A 19,885-nucleotide genomic window follows, 5' to 3' on the forward strand; every position below is an offset into this window, starting at 1 on the left:
TAGTATATATGATTGATAATATGAAATTCTTATATCTATCTAACTGACTAGCATTTCGAGCTTCCAAAATTCTCCGCCCCATACATATTGCCAAATCCCCTCGCCACCGTTCATGGTTTCACTAATATCTAGCACTTCCATTCGAGGGGTCTCCCACACCTCTTTTTAATATTTTCTTTTCTCATTTTATTATAAATGATACATTTTGTATCTGTTTATTTTAAGTACTCCAATCTTTTTAGTCGTTTAGCAACAAGTTAGAAAACACAGCGAACCACAGTGTTTATGGAATTAGAACGATACATATACTTGTTGATGGGATAGAGAGTGCTTTATAACAGATAACTCAGTAGAGTAGACTGAATTAAAAACACATCTTTTGAAATCTTATTTAGCAAATTATTAATTAGATGTAGTCCATTAACGACCGGAAAATAGAATAATAACAACGGAGATAGGTCCGATTGCTTATGAATAGATACGATTTGTATCCAATTTGCGACTTGTACAGTAGTAATGTTCTTAATTCCTTTTTACCGTTTCCTGCTCAAAATAAAAATAACCCACAAGAGAGTCACTTTTTCAAGTGTCTTTCTCATGGGTTAACACAGCTGAAGAATCGTGTATATAGTAGGGACTCAAAATGCATTAATAATATGATCAATCGAAACGGTTCCGCCTGCTTTATCCAGCATGACTGCGATCACATCAAAACGAATTTGATCATTTGTCTCTCCCGTCATTTGCAAATATACAGATGCGGTTGCACGTACCTGCTGCATTTTACGGATATCTACCGACTCCTGGGGTGTTCCATACAGTCCAGTTCCGCTTCTACTGCGGACTTCGATAAAAACAATCATACCTTCATGGGAAGCAACGATATCAATCTCTCCGCTACGACAACGCCAATTGCGCTTCAAAATGCGATAATCATGCTCCTGAAGCCAATCGCAAGCAGCTTCTTCACCCAATCGTCCTTTTTGCTGACGTGTAAGTTTGGAAGCTGGCTCCTGTTCTGATCTGCGCTCTACCACGATTCTTCTTCCTCTCGTCCAGAAGCCATACGGTCAGCTCGATAAATGTAGGTCAACACTTCGGCCACCAGTTGATACAGTTCCGACGGGATCTGTTCATCCAAGTCCAGTTTGGAAAGCACTTCAACAAGTGCAGCATCCTCCTGAACAGGTACACCATTTTCCTTGGCTTTATCCAGAATGGCTTCTGCCACTTTGCCACGGCCTTTGGCTACAACCACTGGTGCCTCGCTCTCACCAGGTACATATTTTAAAGCAACGGCCTTTTTGGACATCAGGTCCGGCTGCGAATCCTCTTTCATACCCGCATGTCCACCCCTTTGTATCGTTCAGGACTGTAGTCCGAGGCAGTCATTTTCCGTTCGGCACCCGGTTCCTGGCCAACAGGCCAGGGTTCCGCCTTGAAAGTCAGCAACTGATAGCCCAGCTTGTCCAGCGCCTTATGGATTTCTTCACGCCCACTTTCTAGAAGCGGTCCCATTCCTTCGCCGTCATTCAATACACGCAGACTGACGATATTATTGACAACATGCACATCGACCAGTGTTGGACCGAGACTTTTCATATCCAGATCGAACCACAGGCGACAGTTGGATGCATCCAACTCACCACGTTGTCCGCGTCGTGATTGAATCTGAACGGAAGCCGTCTCTTCTCCGTCAGGTCCGGTAATGGGGATAAACCAGTGCATCTGGGCAAAGGTAGCACTGCGATCTGTTGTTAGCAATAACTGCTGACCTGTCAGAAATTGCACAGCTTGTCCGGCGGCATCCTTGAGCGCCGCCGGTGCACCATCGCTGCTGGCAAGCTGCAGCAGTAAGCCCTTCAGCGAGTCCGCGGTTCCCGGACTCGCCACATCCCCCACGCGCGCCTGCGCAGCCGCGCCGTGCACTGCCTGCTGCTCGTGCTCCGCACCGAGCAGCTTCAACACGCGCCCCACCCACGGATCTCCCTCGTGGGTGACGGGCGCCGCCGCAGCTCCCGCAGGTGCTGCGGCACTACCGCCAGCCGGCAGCGCATCCGCGCCGGCTGGCAAAGGCTGCGGCACGCCTCCGGCAGCCGCAGCCGCCGAGCCGCCCTGCGATGCAGGGGCGGCCTGTGTCGCCGCACCCGGCTGTGCCGGTGCGGCTGTGGACGCGCTGCGCAGCGCGTCCAGCAGCGCCAGCAGCTTGGGCGCCAGCTGCGCTGCCGATGGAGCTGCTGGCGCTGCCTGCCCTGCTGCGGAAGCGGTAGGCCCCGCAGCAGCAGGCGTTTCACCGCGCCCGTCGGTTCGTCCGGGCGCGCCCCCCTCAGGCTGGCCAGCAATCACTCGACCAGCCGCAACATCCACAGCCGCCCCCGTCGTGCCTGGGCGGCTCCCAGCAACGCCCGCATCAGCTGCACGCGGGCTCTCACCAGGTATTCCGGTTCCTGCCGGAATACCTGTACCCACCTTGCCAGCAGTTTCAACATGGCTGGCCCCAGTCTTAACCGCAGCAGTCTCGGCAGTCCCTGCTCCAGTCTGCCCATTGCCTTTCACCGCACCACTACCAGCAGCATCCTCCGGTCCATCAGCCATTGTAGCATCACCAGCGGCTGCTACAGGCGCAGGTTGCCCGGACAATCCGGTGGTTCCTCCTACCTGACGGTTACCGCCTGACGCAGCAACCGTTTCTCCCTCCTGCTCTCCGTTTAACGGTACAGGCGCTCCAGCCATAATGTTATTCTTCACCGTAGCTGTCTGTTCACCAGTCGGCAGCGTTTTACCTGCCGTTTGGGTCAACATGGACTCCAACTGGTCAGCCAAACCCTTCAACAACTGATGTAGGGGAGGACCAAATACAGCCTGATGCAGACCCTTTACTGTTTCCGCCGTAACCGGAAGACCACGCTGAAAAGCAATACCTGTCGCCTGTACCCACTCTTCAACAGGCACCTGTGCAGGTTTGACTGTCATCATATTTTGAACCATGGCTACATTATCCTTGGTCAAAGGTAATCCGCTTCGCTGCATGGCTAACAGCAGTTCCCGATTCCCCTTGGTATCCGGCAAACCTACCTCCTGAAGCAAATTGTTCAGAGATGCCTGTGGCAGTTCTGCCAATGTACCCGTCAGTGGTTTCATTACCGTTACGCCATTTTCACCTGGAGGCTGTACCTGAAGCAGTGTTGTTTCACCTGGGCGAAGCGGGGTTTCCAGTTTTGCACGCACCTGTACACCCTGAATCTGAAGAACCGCATCTGCTCCATCATCGGATACACTAACCACAGAACCCCGAACAACCTGACCTTCCTTTAACTCCAGTGGTTTGGCATTTCCCGGTTTACTATCTCCCAGCAACCCACGAATCACGGAACTTATATTCATGCCCTTCACCCTCCTTCCGCGTATGATCTGATTAAAATAAAGTGTGCTGTTCTCCAAGTAGATTGCCGAGAAAACTGCGACGATGCATGGGTGTAGCACCAAGAGCCATAATTTGTTCACGATGAAATTTCGTTGCATATCCCTTATGTATCGATAACCCATATTCCGGATATAACGTATCCCAATCTTCCTTGCATAGCCTATCCCGGGTAACCTTCGCAATAATGGATGCTGCCGCAATGGATTGACTGTTGGCATCGCCTTTAATAATGGACAACTGTGGTATATTCACATCTATTTTTTCTGCATCCACCAACAGGTAGTCCGGCACGCCCTCAAGGGCTTCTACCGCACGTTTCATGGCAAGCCTTGCAGCCTGTTTAATATTCAGTTGATCAATCGTTTCCGCATCCGCATAACCGATCCCCACTGACAACGCCTTTTCCATAATGATGTCGTATAATGCGTCGCGCTTTTTCTCCGTTAATTTCTTGGAATCATTAACCCCTTCCAGAATCAAATCACGAGGTAAAATAACGGCTGCCGCTACTACATCTCCAAATAAACAACCACGTCCCACTTCATCAATACCGGCAATACGTTCAAATCCACTTTCCCAATATTCACGCTCATAGATCAGCAGATCTTTGGGCTCCACCATTTCTTTTTTCTTCTTTTTCGGTTCAACCAGGGCATCCAGTTGCGTCAATTCAGTTAACTCATTCATTTCATTCATTACGGTGTCATCTCCTCTGACCACTCTTGCTTCAACGCATCACTTTTATATCATTTTATTATATAGACGTAGATTTCCGATTTTTGTTCTACCAGATCCAATTCAACAAGAAATAAACTTCTGTGAAGCATATATGATCATACGATGGTGAGTTATTATTTTATCGGTATCTGATCGCTTAAATTGAAGATATTCAGCATTGAGCAGGCTAAATCTTCATCACTCATCATAGCATGATTTAAGAGACCCAGATATACGTACAATACAATCCCATAAAGTTCAATTTTCTAGAATCACCTTCCAGATCAATCAAGGTTCCTCTGTATTAATTCCAGTAACACAAAAAGCGACCGCTCCCGGTAATCCGGTAACGGCCGCTTCTTTCGGCAGTTGTCTCTTATTTAATAAGGAGCTTCCATAGAGAAACGTCCCATTTTGCCCGCACGCAGTTCACGCAGAAATGCTCGCGATGCCTTTTCCAAATCGATACGCCCACCGCTTACCACACAACCACGTATACGACCAACCTGCTCCATGATCGCAACAACGCTGTCAGAATCATCTGCATCTTTGGAGAACTCCTGAAGTCCGTATCGTTCTTCAAGTGAATCCCAGTAATAACGCATTAGATAACTGATGCCAAAAAAGGCGATGTCTTCTGCATTCAGAATCTCTTCCTTAATTGCACCTGTTACTGCAAGACGATAACCCACGTTTTGATCTTCGAATTTCGGCCAAAGAATACCCGGGGTATCCAGCAGTTCCATTTCTTTACCCACTTTGATCCACTGTTGTCCCTTCGTCACACCAGGACGATCTCCCGTTGCCGCAATGTTCCGTCCAGCCAGTCGGTTAATTAGCGTGGATTTACCCACGTTTGGGATACCAACAATCAGTCCACGAACCGCTCGAGGGTTAATCCCTTTGGCTATTTGACGGTCAATCTTTTCTTTTAGGAGAAGCTTCGCTTGTGTTGGGATGTCTTTCACGTTGGTACCTGTTGAAGCATCTACAGGGAAAGCAGTGATTCCCTCTTTTTTGAAATATTCAATCCATTCTTGCGTCACTTTCGCATCAGCCAAGTCGGACTTATTCAACAAAATCATCCGGGGTTTGCCCTGTAAAATCTCGTCAATCATCGGGTTGCGGCTGGAGACAGGCAGACGGGCATCCAGCAGTTCGATGACCACGTCAATCAGCTTTAACTTATCCTGAATCTGGCGTCTGGCTCGGGTCATATGACCTGGAAACCATTGAATCGTCACCTTGTCTTCACCTCATTATTTGTTAATATATAGGCTTTATCTATAACATGCACACCGCATCATTTCGTTGGCAAAACAATCTTCAGATCTCTATTATCCCCAAATTAGTTCTGCCTTCTACGTTTTGGTGTACACATTATATTTTGCTTATATATCCTGCATTCATATTAATGGTTAATCCACTTGATATCGCCGATCGGCCAGAAAATCACATCTGCACGACCTACAATATCCTTCAGTGATACATAGCCGATCATTCGGCTATCCGTACTATTCGGACGGTTATCCCCCATTACAAAAACATGACCTTCCGGTACTTTCCCATCCGGGAATTGTTCATTAGGGAAGTCCTTCACGTTATAGGTTCCACCGTTCGCTTCAGCAGCATCGATTGCTCCCTGAATGTAAGTCTCATCGACTTTTTTACCATTGACGAGAACCGTATCGTCCTGAACCTCAACGGTATCACCAGCGACAGCAATGACACGTTTAATGAAATCACGGCCTTCGGTTGGAACGTGGAATACAATTACTTCTCCGCGCTGTGGTTCCCTAATATCATATAAAATTTCATTGACGATTACACGTTCACCTGTATGAAAATTCGGCTGCATGGAAGGCCCGTCCACAACAAACGGTTTAAACAGCAACCACCGAATTAAAATGACAAGTACTAGTGCGATCACGATGGCTTTGAGCCATTCGAAAATTTCATTTTTGGCTTTTTTGGATCGACTGCTTTTCTCTTCAGCAGTATTGCCCTGGTCCTGTTGAACTTCCTGTTCCATTAATGATCTTCCTCTCTTCACAGTACATGTTATAGCAGTTTTTACACATCATCAGTTATGTAATCTTACACGCAAGCATTACCAGTACATTTAATCCACAATTCAAATGTCCTTCAATAACTGATTCCACAAGCCTCCCGGACTATTCGCGCATGTGCCGCCATACCATTTTACTCGGAAGTGCACCTCCGGTTCAACTTTTCCCGGACAAAAACGAAAAGGGCTTGTCTCCAAGCCCTCCCCGGTATCCGTTATATTAACGAATTTCTTTAATTCTCGCTGCTTTACCGCGTAGTTCACGAAGATAATAAAGCTTCGCACGACGCACTTTACCACGGCGAGCCACTTCGATTCTATCGATTTTAGGGGAATGAAGCGGGAAAGCTCTTTCCACACCTACACCGTAAGAAATTTTACGAACTGTAAAAGTCTCACTGATTCCACCACCACGGCGTTTAATCACAACACCTTCGAACAATTGGATACGCTCACGAGTTCCCTCGATTACCTTAACGTGCACTTTCAAAGTGTCACCAGGACGAAAACTCGGAATATCTTTACGAAGTTGTTCTTGTGTAATCGCTTGAACGATATTCATCTATGACTCCCTCCTTCCGTACAGGCGTTCATACTTCTTCCAGAGAACACCTTGTCTCCTTCATTATCCATAGAGGACCGCCGTATTCCACATAACAGACTTATTGTATCACGCAGCATAATAAAACACAAGGAAAAATAAACAAATTGCTGATGGAACTGCTTAGTTCTTCAATCCCCTGAATTTTCTTTACTCCAATTAATCGTTATCAGCTAAAATGATCATCTTGAGCACGTCCCTGAATTCTATTATAGTCATATTGTAAATTGCATTAAAATACACCTGTTGAACCCGCTTTTCAGCTCAATTCTTTATATACATCGAAGCTCCACTCCTATGAAGTGTCCTAAAAAGTATTCTTGAATAAGTCAAGCATTAGAAGGAAAAAATACTGTAACTTTCTGTTAAGATAGATCGTCTATGATATAGCTTGTTGGATTACGTGCTGATGCATCTACAATGTAATTCCACGAAGAAATGAAATGGCAAAAGGAGAACCAATCGACTTATGAAACACTTCAAAAAAATCGCTCTTGCTGCACTCGCATTACTCACTTGTACTATTACAATGTATGCGTATGCGGTAACTCATCCTACCAATGCAATGTCTCACAAAGCATGCACGTCCTGGGATATGGTCAAACGTAAGGCATTTCTAATGTCTCACTCCGATTATTCCAGCAAACCTGCACTTGATCTGGCTACTTTTCACATCGCACAAGATTCGGCTACTGAAGTACCTGTACTGATGTATCATTACATACTGCCCAAAATCAACAATCACGAACCAAACAACAAATCGATCATTAATCTGGAAGACTTTGAAGAGAACATGAAATATTTGCATGAAGAAGGCTATAACACAATTACACTGGAGCAACTTGAGCAATACGTGAATGGACAGATCTCTTTACCCAAAAAATCCATTGTCATTACCTTTGATGATGGATATCAGAACAATTATACCCTAGCCTACCCTGTGCTCAAAAAATATAATTTCCACGCTTCCCTATTTGTAATCGGCAGCAAAATTCAGGACCAGACTTCAGCTTTTGATCCAACCAAAAATACGTTTATCTCCAAACAGGAGATGCAGGACGCTAAAGACGTCTTTGAGTTCAACAGCCATACCTATAATTTGCACCACAAGGGATACATGCGTTGCGGCGATAACGTGCCCGTAGGACTCGACACAAGCCTGCTGAGTGATGACATCAAGTTAATGAAAGAAACCGGTATAGATACGCCGTATCTGGCCTACCCTTTCGGTTATACCAGCACGCAGATGATCTATCAGCTGCAGCAAAATGGGTATCGCATGGCCTTTTCCGTACGTTCAGGATTTGTTCGACCTGGGGATAATCCTATGAAGCTCCCACGATTAACGGTTACGACAGGAACTGATTTGGCTGCATTGCTCCACCCTGAATCAGACCAACAGGAAATCCTTCCTGTCGTAGAAATCAGTCATTAATCTAGGATTGAAACTTCCCCGCCGGGATAAAGAGTCGAGCTATACAGCCTTTTTGGCTGAAGCTGGGCTCTTTTTATGTCCAAAGAGGCTGGAGTGGTTACATCCATCACTGAGCTGGAATAGATTACCGCCTCATGTGCATCATAGATGATGACCTGTTCCCTTCCACTCTGACACAAGTCTGCATGTACGGCATAGCCCTCTTTTCCAAATGCTGCAACCGTTTGCATATTACCATTGACCAAAGCTGGCAGGACACCTGCACCTCGGCGATAAGCCAGGATATAGTCAAGCACGCTGTCATCCCAGCTGCGTACAGGCTCAATAATGGTTAACCAGCCACGAGTTTTACGATCTTCTTTCCACAGTTCTTTTCCATCCCTATCCAGCATAAACATTCCATCCTTGCCATTCTCATCTCCACGAATAATCCGATCCAGGCCTGCAATCTGTAATCCTTGTCTTTCTCCATAAAATTTCCCCAATGCGATATGCTGTGATTCAATCGAATCCTCATAACGCCATTTTTCATGACCGTACCGATCCATCATCACAGTGACACTGCCACCAATAACAATTTCAACTTCCCCGTCCTCGTCCACGTCGCCAAACCATATACAGTCTGCGTGATCATCAAGATTCTGACAGGACCATAATAATGTTCCATCATGATCCAGCATGTCATACCCGGCCATCACTTCATCTTTGCCATCTCCATCGATATCGTATACCCACGGAAAATGACCTATATTGCCTTCATGCTTCCACAACAAATTAAAATCGTTATCTAATGCCCATAACGTCTTATACCGATCCTTCAGCAGAATATCCATCGTGTGTTGGTCACCACTTAGGTTTGCAAGAATAATACAATCATGCGCTTGCTCTTCAGGCAATTCATGACGTTTCTTTATCACTCCTGTTCTTCCATCCAGAATAAGCAATTGTTTGTTCATTACACACAGCACTTCATTATTTCCGTCTCCGTCCCAATCTACAATCTGAGCAGGATAGTCTGATCCTGGACCGCCTGCATCCGGGTCCGGTGTTCCGACCTGCCACATTAATGTTCCATCCAGATCATATGCCGACAAACAACATACCTGATGCGGAACGTAACGATCATCTATGCCCCCATCAGCCTGCACCAACAGCATCTCAAGCCTGCCATCTCCATTCAGATCCCCCAGAAGCATCTTACAGCGCTCTCCAGCTTCGCTAATATTCACTCTGCCAACTTCATAAGGCTGATGATTCATACTATTCCTCCTCAGCTTGTCGTCTTCATACCTTGCTAGCTGAAATCACCATAAAGAAATTTTTCAGTTTATACAACCCTAATTCGGAACATGCAAAAATGTTCAAAGGGGCAAAATTGTTTCAATATTAGGATTAAGCTTGTTGGCCTATGGCTTAATCCATTCTAGAAATTCAAGTCGATTTCCAAAGGGATCATTGATATAGAACCTTTTTACACCTTCATCAGTCCGCGCTTCATCATCAATGACTTGAATATGGTTACGATTCAGATTGTCACGCAACGCATCTAAATTCTGTACGTGAAATGCCGGATGTGCTTTTATAGCGGGAACAAAATCTCTTTGCACTCCAATATGTACTTGATGCATGCCACATTGAAACCAAACACCACCACGTTTTCTTAAAATCTCAGGTTTGGGAATCTCGCTCCAACCTAACACTTTATTAAAAAAATTACGTGCATCCGTTTCACACTCTTCTGGTGCAGCAAGTTGTACATGGTCAAGACCATAAAAGTGATAAGACATATATACGCCACCCTTCGTTTCATTTAATGAAACTAAGTTTCATAATACGCTTATATTTTATAGTAATTGCCAATGGAAATCCAGTTTTTCACATTCTTCAATACAGAAAAAGACCAACCTTTATATCACAAGGTTGGTCTTACAAGCTTTGAAATGAGTTATTTTACGTGCTCAAACGAGATACTATCCAACTACTCTGCATTCTTTTCACGTTCGGAACGAAGCTTATTTAGCCAAATCCGTTCTTTGTCCGTCAAGTCCGCCGTCTCCAACATATCCGGTCTACGTTCCAGCGTGCGAAGCAAGGACTGCTCCCTGCGCCATGCCTCAATATTCAGATGATGTCCCGATAACAGCATATCGGGCACCTTCATACCTCTGAATTCCGGAGGACGCGTATAATGCGGGTATTCGAGCAATCCGGTACTGAATGAATCCGTTACAGCACTTGTCTCATTACCAAGTACACCCGGAATAAGGCGCACAATACTGTCAATCGCCACCATCGCAGGTAGTTCGCCACCCGTCAGCACGTAATCACCAATTGACAATTCGTCTGTCACGAGAAACTCTCGGATACGCTCATCATAACCTTCATAATGTCCGCAAATAAAAATCAGATGATCTTCTTGTACAAGTTCCTCTGCTTTTTTCTGTGTGAACGTCTCACCTTGCGGGCACATCAGAATGATACGTGGGGGTTTCATCGTTGCCGCAGCTTCGCCTCGCTGCTCTAATACATCCTCGACAGCAGCAAAGATGGGATCTGGCTTTAATACCATGCCTCCACCTCCGCCGTAAGGTGCATCGTCAACTGTATTATGTTTATTGGTTGCAAAATTCCGAAAGTTTGTTGCTCCCAGAGATACAAGCCCTTTGGTTTGGGCTTTGCCCAGAATGCTGGTTCCGAACACACCGTCAAACATTTCCGGGAAGAGAGTTAATACATCTACTTTCATGTTACAGCAGCCCTTCCATCAGGTGAACCTTGACTTGCTTTTTTGTAACGTCCACATCAAGAACAACATCATCAATAACCGGAAGCAAAATTTCTTTACCTGCAGGCGTTTTGACAACCCATACATCATTCGCTCCAGGAGTCAATATCTCAGAGATGGTTCCAAGTGTTTCACCCTCTTCGGTGATGACAGAACACCCAACAATTTGATGGAAGTAGTATTCACCTTCCTCCAACTCTGCCAGATTCTCTTTTAACACTTTGGCCATACCGCCTTTAAACTTCTCTACTTCATTAATGTTGTCATACTCTTTTAGACGAAGAATATACATATTCTTATGCAAACGTGCAGATTCCACGTTAACCATCACTGGATGATTATCTGGTGTAAAGAAAAACAACTCTGCATTTTTCGCAAAACGCACTTCCGGAAAATCAGTTAAAGGCATGATTCTCACCTCGCCGCGAATTCCATGCGTATTGACGATCTTACCTACATTCATAAACTCTGCCATACTTTCCTCCTACAATCCATTCATATTAGTACTCCTATGTGATGATCTCCCTGCGACCGTTCCGATTATGGATCGTTCTTCGGATCGCTTTTATCCTAACGCTTCTTCAGAATCGATTCGCAGATAATCATACTTGACGAGCTATTTCAATCCTATGATTTAAGTTTCAGCATGCACGAAAAGGGGCTAGGACATGCATCCTAACCCCCTTTCGTATATCTTTAAGATATGATATCGACGGTTACCCGTTTATCCATCTTAACTGCTGCTGATGTGACGACCGTACGAAGAGACTTTGCGATTCGCCCCTGTTTACCAATCACTTTCCCAACATCGTCAGGATGAACGGTTAACTCATAAACGACAAGCCGGTCTTTCTCAACCGTCCGAACCGCCACATCTTCCGGATGATCGACCAAAGCCTTAGCAATTATGCTTACTAATTCTTCCATAGATGACCCTCCGAATCAGCACCTTATTTAGTCAATTTAGACTCGTGGAACTTCTTCATCACGCCCGCTTTGCTCAGCAAGTTGCGGACAGTGTCGGATGCTTGCGCACCGTTTTGAAGCCATTGCAATGCTTTATCTTCATCGATCTTAACAACAGCCGGTTGTTCAACCGGGTTGTAGTAACCGATCTCCTCGATAAAACGACCGTCACGTGGGGAACGGGAATCCGATACCACTACGCGGTAGAAAGGAGCTTTGTGAGCACCCATACGTTTCAGACGAATACGAACTGCCATTTGAAAATTCACCTCCTTCAATGAAATCTGTATATCGTTCAGCTGCTCCGAGAATCAACGGAAAGGAAACTTCATTCCTTTGCCCAAACCTTTGAGCTGCTTCATCGCTTTGTTCTTGCCGCCTTTAGGTCCCATCATATCCGAGAACTGTTTCATCATGCGGCGCATCTCATCAAACTGCTTGATCAGACGGTTCACTTCGGCCAGGGATGTTCCACTACCTGTAGCAATCCGCTTCCGGCGGCTATGGTTGATCATATCCGGGTTACGTTTCTCTTCGGTCGTCATGGAGTACACGATCGCTTCGATCCGGCCCATTTGTTTATCATCAACTTTCAGGTCCTTGGCTTGTTTCATCTTGCCCATACCAGGAATCATATCCATGATCTGATCGATTGGCCCCAGCTTTTTCACTTGATCCATTTGCTCAAGGAAATCTTCAAACGTGAATTCTGCATTACGCATCTTCCGTTCCATTTCCTTGGCTTTTTCGGTATCAATGTTGGACTGTGCCTTCTCAATCAGAGAGAGCATATCACCCATACCAAGAATACGTGAAGCCATACGTTCTGGATGGAAAGGCTCAAGTGCGTCCAGTTTCTCCCCAAGTGAAGCAAACTTGATTGGACAGCCAGTGACTGCTTTAACAGAAAGCGCGGCACCACCACGAGTATCTCCGTCAAGCTTAGTCAGAACCACCCCGGTCAGATCAAGCTGCTGATTAAAGTGTTCTGCCACATTAACTGCATCCTGACCAGTCATGCTGTCTACGACAAGCAATACTTCATCCGGGTTCACTACGCTGTGAATCTGACGAAGTTCTTCCATCAGTTCTTCATCGACATGCAGACGTCCAGCCGTATCGATAATGACGTAGTCATTACCGTTATCCTTGGCATGCTGCAGACCCTGACGTGCGATCTCAACAGGGCTTGTCTGATCTCCCAGTGTAAATACTGGCGCTTTGATCTGCTCACCAAGCACTTGCAACTGCTTAATCGCTGCTGGACGATAAATATCTCCTGCAACAAGTAACGGTCTGCTATTTTGCTTTTGCAGCATCTTAGCCAGTTTACCGGATGTGGTTGTTTTACCCGCACCTTGCAAACCAACCATCATCAGTACCGTAGGCGGTTTGTTGGCCTTGGCCAGTTTCGACTGGCTTCCACCCATCAAATCCGTCAGTTCCTTGTTTACGATGTCGATAATGACCATTCCCGGCGTGAAGCTCTCCATCACTTCTTTGCCAACAGCCTTCTCTTTCACCTTGGCGATGAATTCCTTGACCACTTTGAAGTTTACATCCGCTTCGAGCAATGCCAGACGTACCTCGCGCATAGCCTCGGCAACATCTTCATCAGACACCTTGCCTTTGCCGCGCAGCTTGCTGAACACATTCTGCAATCGGGTCGTTAATCCTTCAAATGCCATGATCCCACCTCCTTAAGCTGTAATACTGTTTTCAGGACCGATACGTTTCGTTCAACTCTTACGAACTACTCTCTGAGCTGTTGAATAATATCGTTTATTTGTTGGTTGTTATCAATGGAAACGCCTGTGCGTTCCAATGCATTTTGTAAATCTTCAAGATTACGGTTGCGCCGCTCGTGCTTCTCCAGCAAGCCAAGCTTGCTTTCGTAATTTTCCAGCACTTGTTCGGCACGCTTGATGTGCTCGTATACCGCCTGGCGGCTGATCTCGAACTCGGCTGCAATCTCGCCCAGCGAGAAATCATCATGAAAGTAATACTTTAGAAAAGTCTGCTGTTTCTCGGTAAGCAACCGTTCATAGAAAGCAAACAGCAAGTTAATCCGGTTTGTCTTCTCAAGCCGGTTTTCTTGACTCATAACGGGGCACTCCCTTCGTCAAGGAAAAACACTTTACACTCTTGCAACGTTCCTAATAATACCTAAAACAAATCAGGTTGTCAAGCAAAAATACTTGTCACAATAAAAACGTCCATTTTGCACTCATTTTTCGTGCCTGCATGGTTGATCCTTGCCATTCCTCTACAGTAGAATACTTGCCTGCTTTGTCCTTTATATAGAACAAAAAACGAATGGGTCTCCACAGATGGAGCCGATTCGTTTTACGCTATCTACCGGTTCTAGCGAAGTGGTGTCAGGTACAGCAGTACCATAAAGAAATGAAGAATACTGCCTGCCAACACAAAGAGATGCCAAATCGCATGGTGATACGGAAATCCACGCCACACATAAAAAAGCGTACCCAGTGTATACATCAGGCCTCCAGCAACCAGCAGCACGATTCCACCTGTAGGAATGGCAGCCATAAGCGGTTGCCAGGCAATAACGATGAGCCAGCCCATCGCAATATAGAAAATCGTGGACATGAATAGAAACCTTTTCGTAAAAAATGCCTTGAAGATCACGCCGAATAATGCGATTCCCCAGATTACACCGAACAGGGTCCAACCAAGTGTACCACGAACAGCAATAAACAAAAGCGGAGTGTAAGTTCCCGCAATAAACAAATAAATGGAAGAATGGTCGAAAATCTCAAATAAATCTTTCATTTTCCCATCTTTCCATGCATGCACGAGTGTAGAGCTCGTATAGAGCAGTAGCATGGTGATCCCGTAGATCGTGAAACTGACCACATGCCAGGCCGTGCCTTTCATACTCGAAAATACAATCAATAGCACCAGTGCAGCTACACTGAGTGCAGCGCCGATTCCATGAGTTACCGCATTGGCGACTTCCTCACGGCGGGAATAGGTATAGGTATTGGCCATATCAACCGTCCTTTCTAGCCCTTTAGCCTTGCCTTCTTTATTCCTATTATACACGTATTGCCAGTGACATTACACGTGACACTTATCACGTATATCACTGGCAATACAGTTAGCGCTATTCATTCATCCTATTTATTAAGGGTTCTAGGAATTAGCTTCCTCTTCTTCAGCACTTTCAGCTGGCTGTTCCTGGATCAGTCCGGCAAACAACGCATGCACGAATTGCTCCGAGTCGAAAGGCTGCAGATCATCAATTTTCTCACCAAGTCCAACCAGCTTCACAGGCAGATCCAACTCCTGACGAATCGCAACAACAATACCACCTTTGGCGGTACCATCCAGCTTCGTCAACACAAGTCCAGTTACCCCGCTCTTCTCACCGAAGAGTTTGGCCTGATTCAGTGCATTCTGACCTGTAGTTGCATCCAGCACCATTAATACTTCATGAGGAGCTTCCGGAATTTCACGTTGAATGACACGATAGATTTTGTTGAGTTCGTCCATCAGATTGGATTTATTCTGTAGACGGCCAGCTGTATCACAGAGCAATACATCAGCACCCCGTTGCTTCGCAGCTTGCACCGCATCATACATAACAGCGGCAGGGTCAGAACCTGACTGTTGCTTGATGACTTCCACACCGGCACGTTGTCCCCATACTTCGAGTTGTTCAATCGCTCCGGCACGGAACGTATCGCCTGCTGCCATGATAACCTTTTTGCCCTGCTGTTTGAAGCGATGGGCCAGCTTACCAATCGTTGTTGTTTTACCCACACCATTAACACCAACAAACAAAATAACCGTGATGCCATCCGGATTCATTTTCAGTTCATTATTCTGCTCGCCACGAAGCAAACCCGTCAGTTTTTCAGACAGTACAGGCTGTAGTTCAGCCGCATCCTCAATTTTACGTTTTTTGACCTCATCACGCAGATCTTCAATCAGTTTCATGACCGTATTGACACCTACGTCGGCTCCAATCAGAATCTCTTCCAATTCTTCATAGAATTCCTCGTCGATTTTTTTGCGACGGATAACGAGATCCGATACTTTCTCTACAAGGCCTTTACGTGTCTTTTCCAACCCGTCCTTAAACTGTTTGGTAACCGACTCCGTTTTGCTTGCAATGCTGTCTCTCAGCTTTTTAAAAAAACTCATAAAGCCCCTCCATCGTGTACATTTCTTAGTTTAAATGATATTAGATGAGTTCATGCGTGACAACCAACTCAAAGATTAGGCAATGACAGCTTCCTCATCTTCCAGTTTAACCGAAACGAGCTTGGATACTCCGCCCTCTTCCATCGTAACGCCATACAGCACATCCGCTTCTTCCATTGTGCCTTTGCGATGTGTAACAACGATGAATTGGGTTTGTTCCGAGAATTCACGCAAATACTGGGCAAAACGCACCACGTTGGCTTCATCCAGCGCCGCTTCCACTTCATCCAGTACGCAAAACGGTACAGGCTTAACATGCAGTATAGCGAATAAAAGCGCCATTGCGGTCAACGCTCGTTCCCCACCGGATAATAGCTGCAGGTTTTGCAACTTTTTGCCTGGTGGCTGGGCGACGATATCAATGCCAGTGTCGAGCAAACGCTCAGGGTCCATCAATACAAGATCCGCGCGTCCTCCACCAAACAGCTTGGTGAAGACAGTGCCAAACTCCCGGCGAATGGCATCAAACGTTGCCTTGAATCGTTTGGCCATCTCGTCTTCCATTTCTCGAATAACCTGATACAACGTTGTTTTAGCTTCGACCAGGTCATTCTTCTGCGTGCTAAGGAACTCATACCGCTCGTTAACCCGCTGGAATTCCTCGATGGCTCCCAGATTGACGTCGCCGAGAGCTGCAATGCTGCGCTTCAGTTTCTGAACCTCAGCTTGTGTACTCTCCACATCTTCCGGTACTGGATAACGCTCTTTGGCAAGTTCATAGCCGAGCTCATACTCATCCATCAGTTTGCGCAGAATGTTTTCCAATTCAACGTCAAGTCTGTTCACGGAAATTTCCGTTTGTCGCATCTGTTCCTCCACAGCTTTCAGCTGTGTGCGCTGTTCCTTCGTTTCACTCTCGGCCAGCTCAAGCTTCTTCGACAGCTCGCTTCGGGCAGCACGCTTGAAGTCCAGCTCCTGCGCAGATTCCGCTTTTTTCAGCTTGTACTGGTTAAGATCTTCAATCTGTTTAACACTTTCCGTTTCTGTTTTCTTCAGATCAGCTTCCATGGAGGCCAACAACGTACGATTTTGACGAAGATCCTTCACCAGTGAATCCACTTCACGCTCCAGACGCCGTAATTGCTCCTCGTTGGAGAATCGTTCCTGATCCAGTTTCCCCTCTCGGACTTTCAAATCGGTGAGTTGGGTCTGCAATTCCTCCTTCGCCGATTCATTCGCTTTACGCGCAAATTCTGCGGCATGAATGGCACGATGGGTCGCCTTCTCTTCTTCCTCAAGCTGCTCCAGCTTCTTCACGGCGACATCGCGAGCTGTATCCATTTCTTTGATTTCTTCGGTAAAGCCACTCTTCTCCTGCCCGGCTACGGCAACCTGTTCCAGCACGTGACGCAGCTCATGCTCAACCTGCTTCATTTCCATTGAAGCCTGCTGTTCTGCATTACGGGTGTCGTCTCCAGACTGACGCAGCTCGTCCAGCTTGTCTTGGCACTGCTCCAGTTGAGTTTTTACATCATCCACACTGCGATGCAGTTTTACGATCTGACTTTCGGTATCCAAAATGTCCTGGTCTAGCTGGTCCAGCTGCCGTTTGCGGCTGAGTAGACTACCATTTTTCTTGTGTTGGCTACCACCAGTCATCGAACCACCCGCGTTAACCACATCGCCTTCCAAGGTTACGACCCGGAAACGATATTGGCAGCGAGCCGCGATCTTATTGGCATCCTCCAGTTTCTCCGCAATAATGACATTTCCGAGCAGGCTTCCAATGATCGCAGCATAACGGGAGTCGTATTGTACGAGATCCGCACCAATTCCCACAAAACCATCCATGCCTTCGATCATCGAACGTTCACCCGCACCGATGGTACGTGCACGAATAACATCCAGCGGGAGGAACGTAGCTCTGCCCAATTGACGTTGTTTCAAAAAAGCGATCGCCTGTCTGGAAACCGATTCATTCTCCATGACGACATGCTGCAGGGAAGCGCCCATCGCTGTCTCTACCGCAAGTTCGATCTTCTCAGGCACTTTAACGAGTTCTGCAACGGCTCCATGAACCCCGTTTAGTGTACCTTTACGTGATGCCTTAAGAACTTCTTTGACACCCAACATGAAACCGTCAAAATCATCTTGCATTTCTTTCATTGTATCGCGACGGGAGACCTGGGCTTCACGCTTCTGTTCCCATTTACGGACAGTTCCCCGGCTTTCTTCGAGCAGCTTCTGCAGCGATTGGAGACGTTCACTTTCCGTAATATAACCACCGCGCAGATCACTGATTTCCTTGCCTAGACGAACAACTTTTTTCTCAATCTCCGTTTTGCGGGCTTCCAGCGTTTCCTTCTGGCCTTCCCACTTGCCGGATTCCTCAGTCGCGCGATTCATTCGCCGTTCAAGCGTTTCTTTCTGTTGGTCCGCATAACGAATTTCATTTCGTGTCTGGGCCATCTGATTCATCAGTTCCAGCAAGTTGCCCTTAAGGCTCTCCTCCTGCTGTTGGCTAATGCCGCCAGTGACACCGATGAGTTTGGCCTCTTCCTCGGACAGGCGGTTTCTCACGTCGCTCAATTCCAGTTCAAGCTTGGCAAACTTCTCACGTAATGCAAGTAACTCGGCTTCACGCTCCCGATGCCTCTCCTCACTCGCTGCAAGCGTCACTTTAAGCTGTTCCTGGTTCGTCTGCAGATGACGAGAGCGCTCCTTGAGCAGTTCCCCGAGCCCTTCGCTTTTCTCCGTAGCTTCACTGAATTGCAATAAGGCCGATTGCAGCTGTTCCGTCTCCGTTTCCAGCGTACGCAGTGCAATTCGGTCACTTTCCAGCTTGGCATCATGAGTGGAGACGATAGCAGCCAATCCGACTTCTTCCTGTTTCAACGATTCAAGTCGCTGATTTGCTTTGCTCCAGGAAGCGTGAATTTGTTCGATTTGATACACATACATGGAGATTTCCTGTGACTTCAGCTGTCCACGCAATTCCTTGTAGTGGATTGCTTTCTCCGATTGTTCCTTTAACGGACCAATCTGGTCTTCCAGTTCGGTGACCAGGTCATGAATACGCAATAAATTCTGTTCCGTCTCATCCAGTTTGCGCGTAGCATCCCGTTTGCGTGATTTGTATTTAACAATACCTGATGCCTCTTCAAAGATCCCCCTGCGATCCTCTGAACGGGTACTCAGAATCTCTTCAATTCGTCCCTGTCCAATAATCGAGTAAGCTTCCTTGCCGATCCCGGTATCCATAAACAATTCCGTAATATCCTTTAACCGACACGACTGCTTGTTGATAAAATATTCACTGTCTCCGCTGCGATGTACACGACGCGTTACCGTTACTTCACCAAAATCCAAAGCAAGCGCATGATCTTCGTTATCCAGCGTCAACGAAACTTCACCATAATTAACAGCCTTCCGTGCATCACTGCCGGCAAAAATGATATCTTCCATTTTGCCACCACGCAGTGATTTGGCGCTTTGTTCCCCAAGAACCCAGCGTATGCCGTCTGAAATGTTACTTTTGCCACTTCCGTTCGGGCCCACAACCGCGGTTATGCCACGAACGAATTCCATTTCCGTTTTGTCGGCGAATGACTTGAATCCACCCAGTTCAATCCGTTTCAAAAACATAGGGTTTCCCGTCACCTCCTCTTGCAAATTTCAAATGTTGCATTCAGCGCCTAGTTATCGAACAGGAAATGAAT

The 19,885-nt window shown here is 46.4% G+C and carries 20 protein-coding genes; 1 reads left to right on the forward strand and 19 read right to left on the reverse strand.

Features of this window, described 5'->3' with window-relative positions; translation table 11 throughout:
* Nucleotides 1–39 precede the first annotated feature (39 nt).
* The 8 genes from DC345_RS32415 to rplS all read right to left on the reverse strand — a co-directional run bounded on the left by DC345_RS32415 (nt 40) and on the right by rplS (nt 6,771).
* Entirely contained in the window at nt 40–159 is a 120-nt protein-coding gene (locus tag DC345_RS32415) for a paeninodin family lasso peptide (RefSeq protein ID WP_397333641.1), read from the reverse strand.
* Between the two features lie 479 nt (nt 160–638).
* Nucleotides 639–1,037: a YraN family protein gene (locus tag DC345_RS08060; protein WP_113052646.1), complete on the reverse strand. Its 399-nt coding sequence runs from the start codon at nt 1,035–1,037 to the stop codon at nt 639–641.
* On the reverse strand, nt 1,031–1,339 hold the full coding sequence (locus DC345_RS08065) for an EscU/YscU/HrcU family type III secretion system export apparatus switch protein (protein ID WP_113052647.1): 309 nt from the start codon (nt 1,337–1,339) through the stop codon (nt 1,031–1,033). Before DC345_RS08065 ends, DC345_RS08060 begins: the two co-directional genes overlap by 7 nt.
* Complete coding sequence (locus DC345_RS08070; RefSeq protein WP_113052648.1) at nt 1,336–3,384, reverse strand: DNA ligase; 2,049 nt, start codon at nt 3,382–3,384, stop codon at nt 1,336–1,338. Before DC345_RS08070 ends, DC345_RS08065 begins: the two co-directional genes overlap by 4 nt.
* A 31-nt stretch (nt 3,385–3,415) precedes the next feature.
* The gene (locus DC345_RS08075; RefSeq protein ID WP_397333642.1) at nt 3,416–4,120 is read right to left on the reverse strand and encodes a ribonuclease HII; all 705 of its coding nucleotides are present in this window, start codon (nt 4,118–4,120) and stop codon (nt 3,416–3,418) included.
* A 401-nt stretch (nt 4,121–4,521) separates the two neighbouring features.
* Nucleotides 4,522–5,385 carry a ribosome biogenesis GTPase YlqF gene (gene ylqF / locus DC345_RS08080; RefSeq protein WP_063564655.1) on the reverse strand — a complete coding sequence of 288 codons (864 nt, stop codon included), beginning with the start codon at nt 5,383–5,385 and terminating at the stop codon, nt 4,522–4,524.
* 167 nt (nt 5,386–5,552) lie between these two features.
* Nucleotides 5,553–6,173, reverse strand: a complete 621-nt coding sequence (gene lepB / locus DC345_RS08085) for a signal peptidase I (protein WP_113052649.1) — start codon at nt 6,171–6,173, stop codon at nt 5,553–5,555.
* 256 nt (nt 6,174–6,429) lie between these two features.
* Nucleotides 6,430–6,771, reverse strand: coding sequence for a 50S ribosomal protein L19 (gene rplS / locus DC345_RS08090; protein ID WP_024630190.1), 342 nt, complete (start codon nt 6,769–6,771; stop codon nt 6,430–6,432).
* 508 nt (nt 6,772–7,279) lie between these two features.
* Between rplS and DC345_RS08095 the strand changes: the two genes are divergently transcribed.
* Nucleotides 7,280–8,245, forward strand: coding sequence for a polysaccharide deacetylase family protein (locus tag DC345_RS08095; protein ID WP_113052650.1), 966 nt, complete (start codon nt 7,280–7,282; stop codon nt 8,243–8,245).
* Here the strand turns inward: DC345_RS08095 and DC345_RS08100 are convergent.
* The 11 genes from DC345_RS08100 to smc form a co-directional block, all read right to left on the reverse strand.
* Complete coding sequence (locus DC345_RS08100; protein WP_113052651.1) at nt 8,242–9,504, reverse strand: hypothetical protein; 1,263 nt, start codon at nt 9,502–9,504, stop codon at nt 8,242–8,244. The two genes, DC345_RS08095 and DC345_RS08100, sit on opposite strands and share 4 nt — an antisense overlap.
* A gap of 147 nt (nt 9,505–9,651) precedes the next feature.
* Nucleotides 9,652–10,032 carry a VOC family protein gene (locus DC345_RS08105; RefSeq protein WP_113052652.1) on the reverse strand — a complete coding sequence of 127 codons (381 nt, stop codon included), beginning with the start codon at nt 10,030–10,032 and terminating at the stop codon, nt 9,652–9,654.
* A gap of 191 nt (nt 10,033–10,223) precedes the next feature.
* Nucleotides 10,224–10,991: a tRNA (guanosine(37)-N1)-methyltransferase TrmD gene (gene trmD / locus DC345_RS08110; RefSeq protein ID WP_113052653.1), complete on the reverse strand. Its 768-nt coding sequence runs from the start codon at nt 10,989–10,991 to the stop codon at nt 10,224–10,226.
* 1 nt (nt 10,992) lies between these two features.
* On the reverse strand, nt 10,993–11,505 hold the full coding sequence (gene rimM, locus DC345_RS08115; protein WP_113052654.1) for a ribosome maturation factor RimM: 513 nt from the start codon (nt 11,503–11,505) through the stop codon (nt 10,993–10,995).
* 221 nt (nt 11,506–11,726) lie between these two features.
* Entirely contained in the window at nt 11,727–11,957 is a 231-nt protein-coding gene (locus tag DC345_RS08120; protein WP_024630185.1) for a KH domain-containing protein, read from the reverse strand.
* Nucleotides 11,958–11,980: 23 nt separating this feature from the next.
* A complete protein-coding gene (gene rpsP / locus DC345_RS08125) occupies nt 11,981–12,253 on the reverse strand; it encodes a 30S ribosomal protein S16 (RefSeq protein WP_024630184.1) in 273 nt (90 codons plus the stop codon).
* Between the two features lie 54 nt (nt 12,254–12,307).
* Nucleotides 12,308–13,684, reverse strand: a complete 1,377-nt coding sequence (gene ffh, locus DC345_RS08130) for a signal recognition particle protein (protein ID WP_024630183.1) — start codon at nt 13,682–13,684, stop codon at nt 12,308–12,310.
* A 65-nt stretch (nt 13,685–13,749) separates the two neighbouring features.
* Entirely contained in the window at nt 13,750–14,100 is a 351-nt protein-coding gene (locus DC345_RS08135; protein ID WP_113052655.1) for a putative DNA-binding protein, read from the reverse strand.
* 260 nt (nt 14,101–14,360) lie between these two features.
* Nucleotides 14,361–15,008 (reverse strand): PAQR family membrane homeostasis protein TrhA, encoded by a 648-nt coding sequence (gene trhA, locus DC345_RS08140; RefSeq protein ID WP_113052656.1) that lies wholly within the window; start codon nt 15,006–15,008, stop codon nt 14,361–14,363.
* A gap of 144 nt (nt 15,009–15,152) precedes the next feature.
* Nucleotides 15,153–16,166 carry a signal recognition particle-docking protein FtsY gene (ftsY, locus tag DC345_RS08145; protein ID WP_063564665.1) on the reverse strand — a complete coding sequence of 338 codons (1,014 nt, stop codon included), beginning with the start codon at nt 16,164–16,166 and terminating at the stop codon, nt 15,153–15,155.
* 75 nt (nt 16,167–16,241) lie between these two features.
* Complete coding sequence (gene smc, locus DC345_RS08150) at nt 16,242–19,811, reverse strand: chromosome segregation protein SMC (RefSeq protein WP_113052657.1); 3,570 nt, start codon at nt 19,809–19,811, stop codon at nt 16,242–16,244.
* Nucleotides 19,812–19,885 lie beyond the last annotated feature (74 nt).

It is taken from the genome of Paenibacillus taichungensis (genome assembly GCF_003287275.1).
Classification (GTDB): domain Bacteria; phylum Bacillota; class Bacilli; order Paenibacillales; family Paenibacillaceae; genus Paenibacillus; species Paenibacillus taichungensis_A.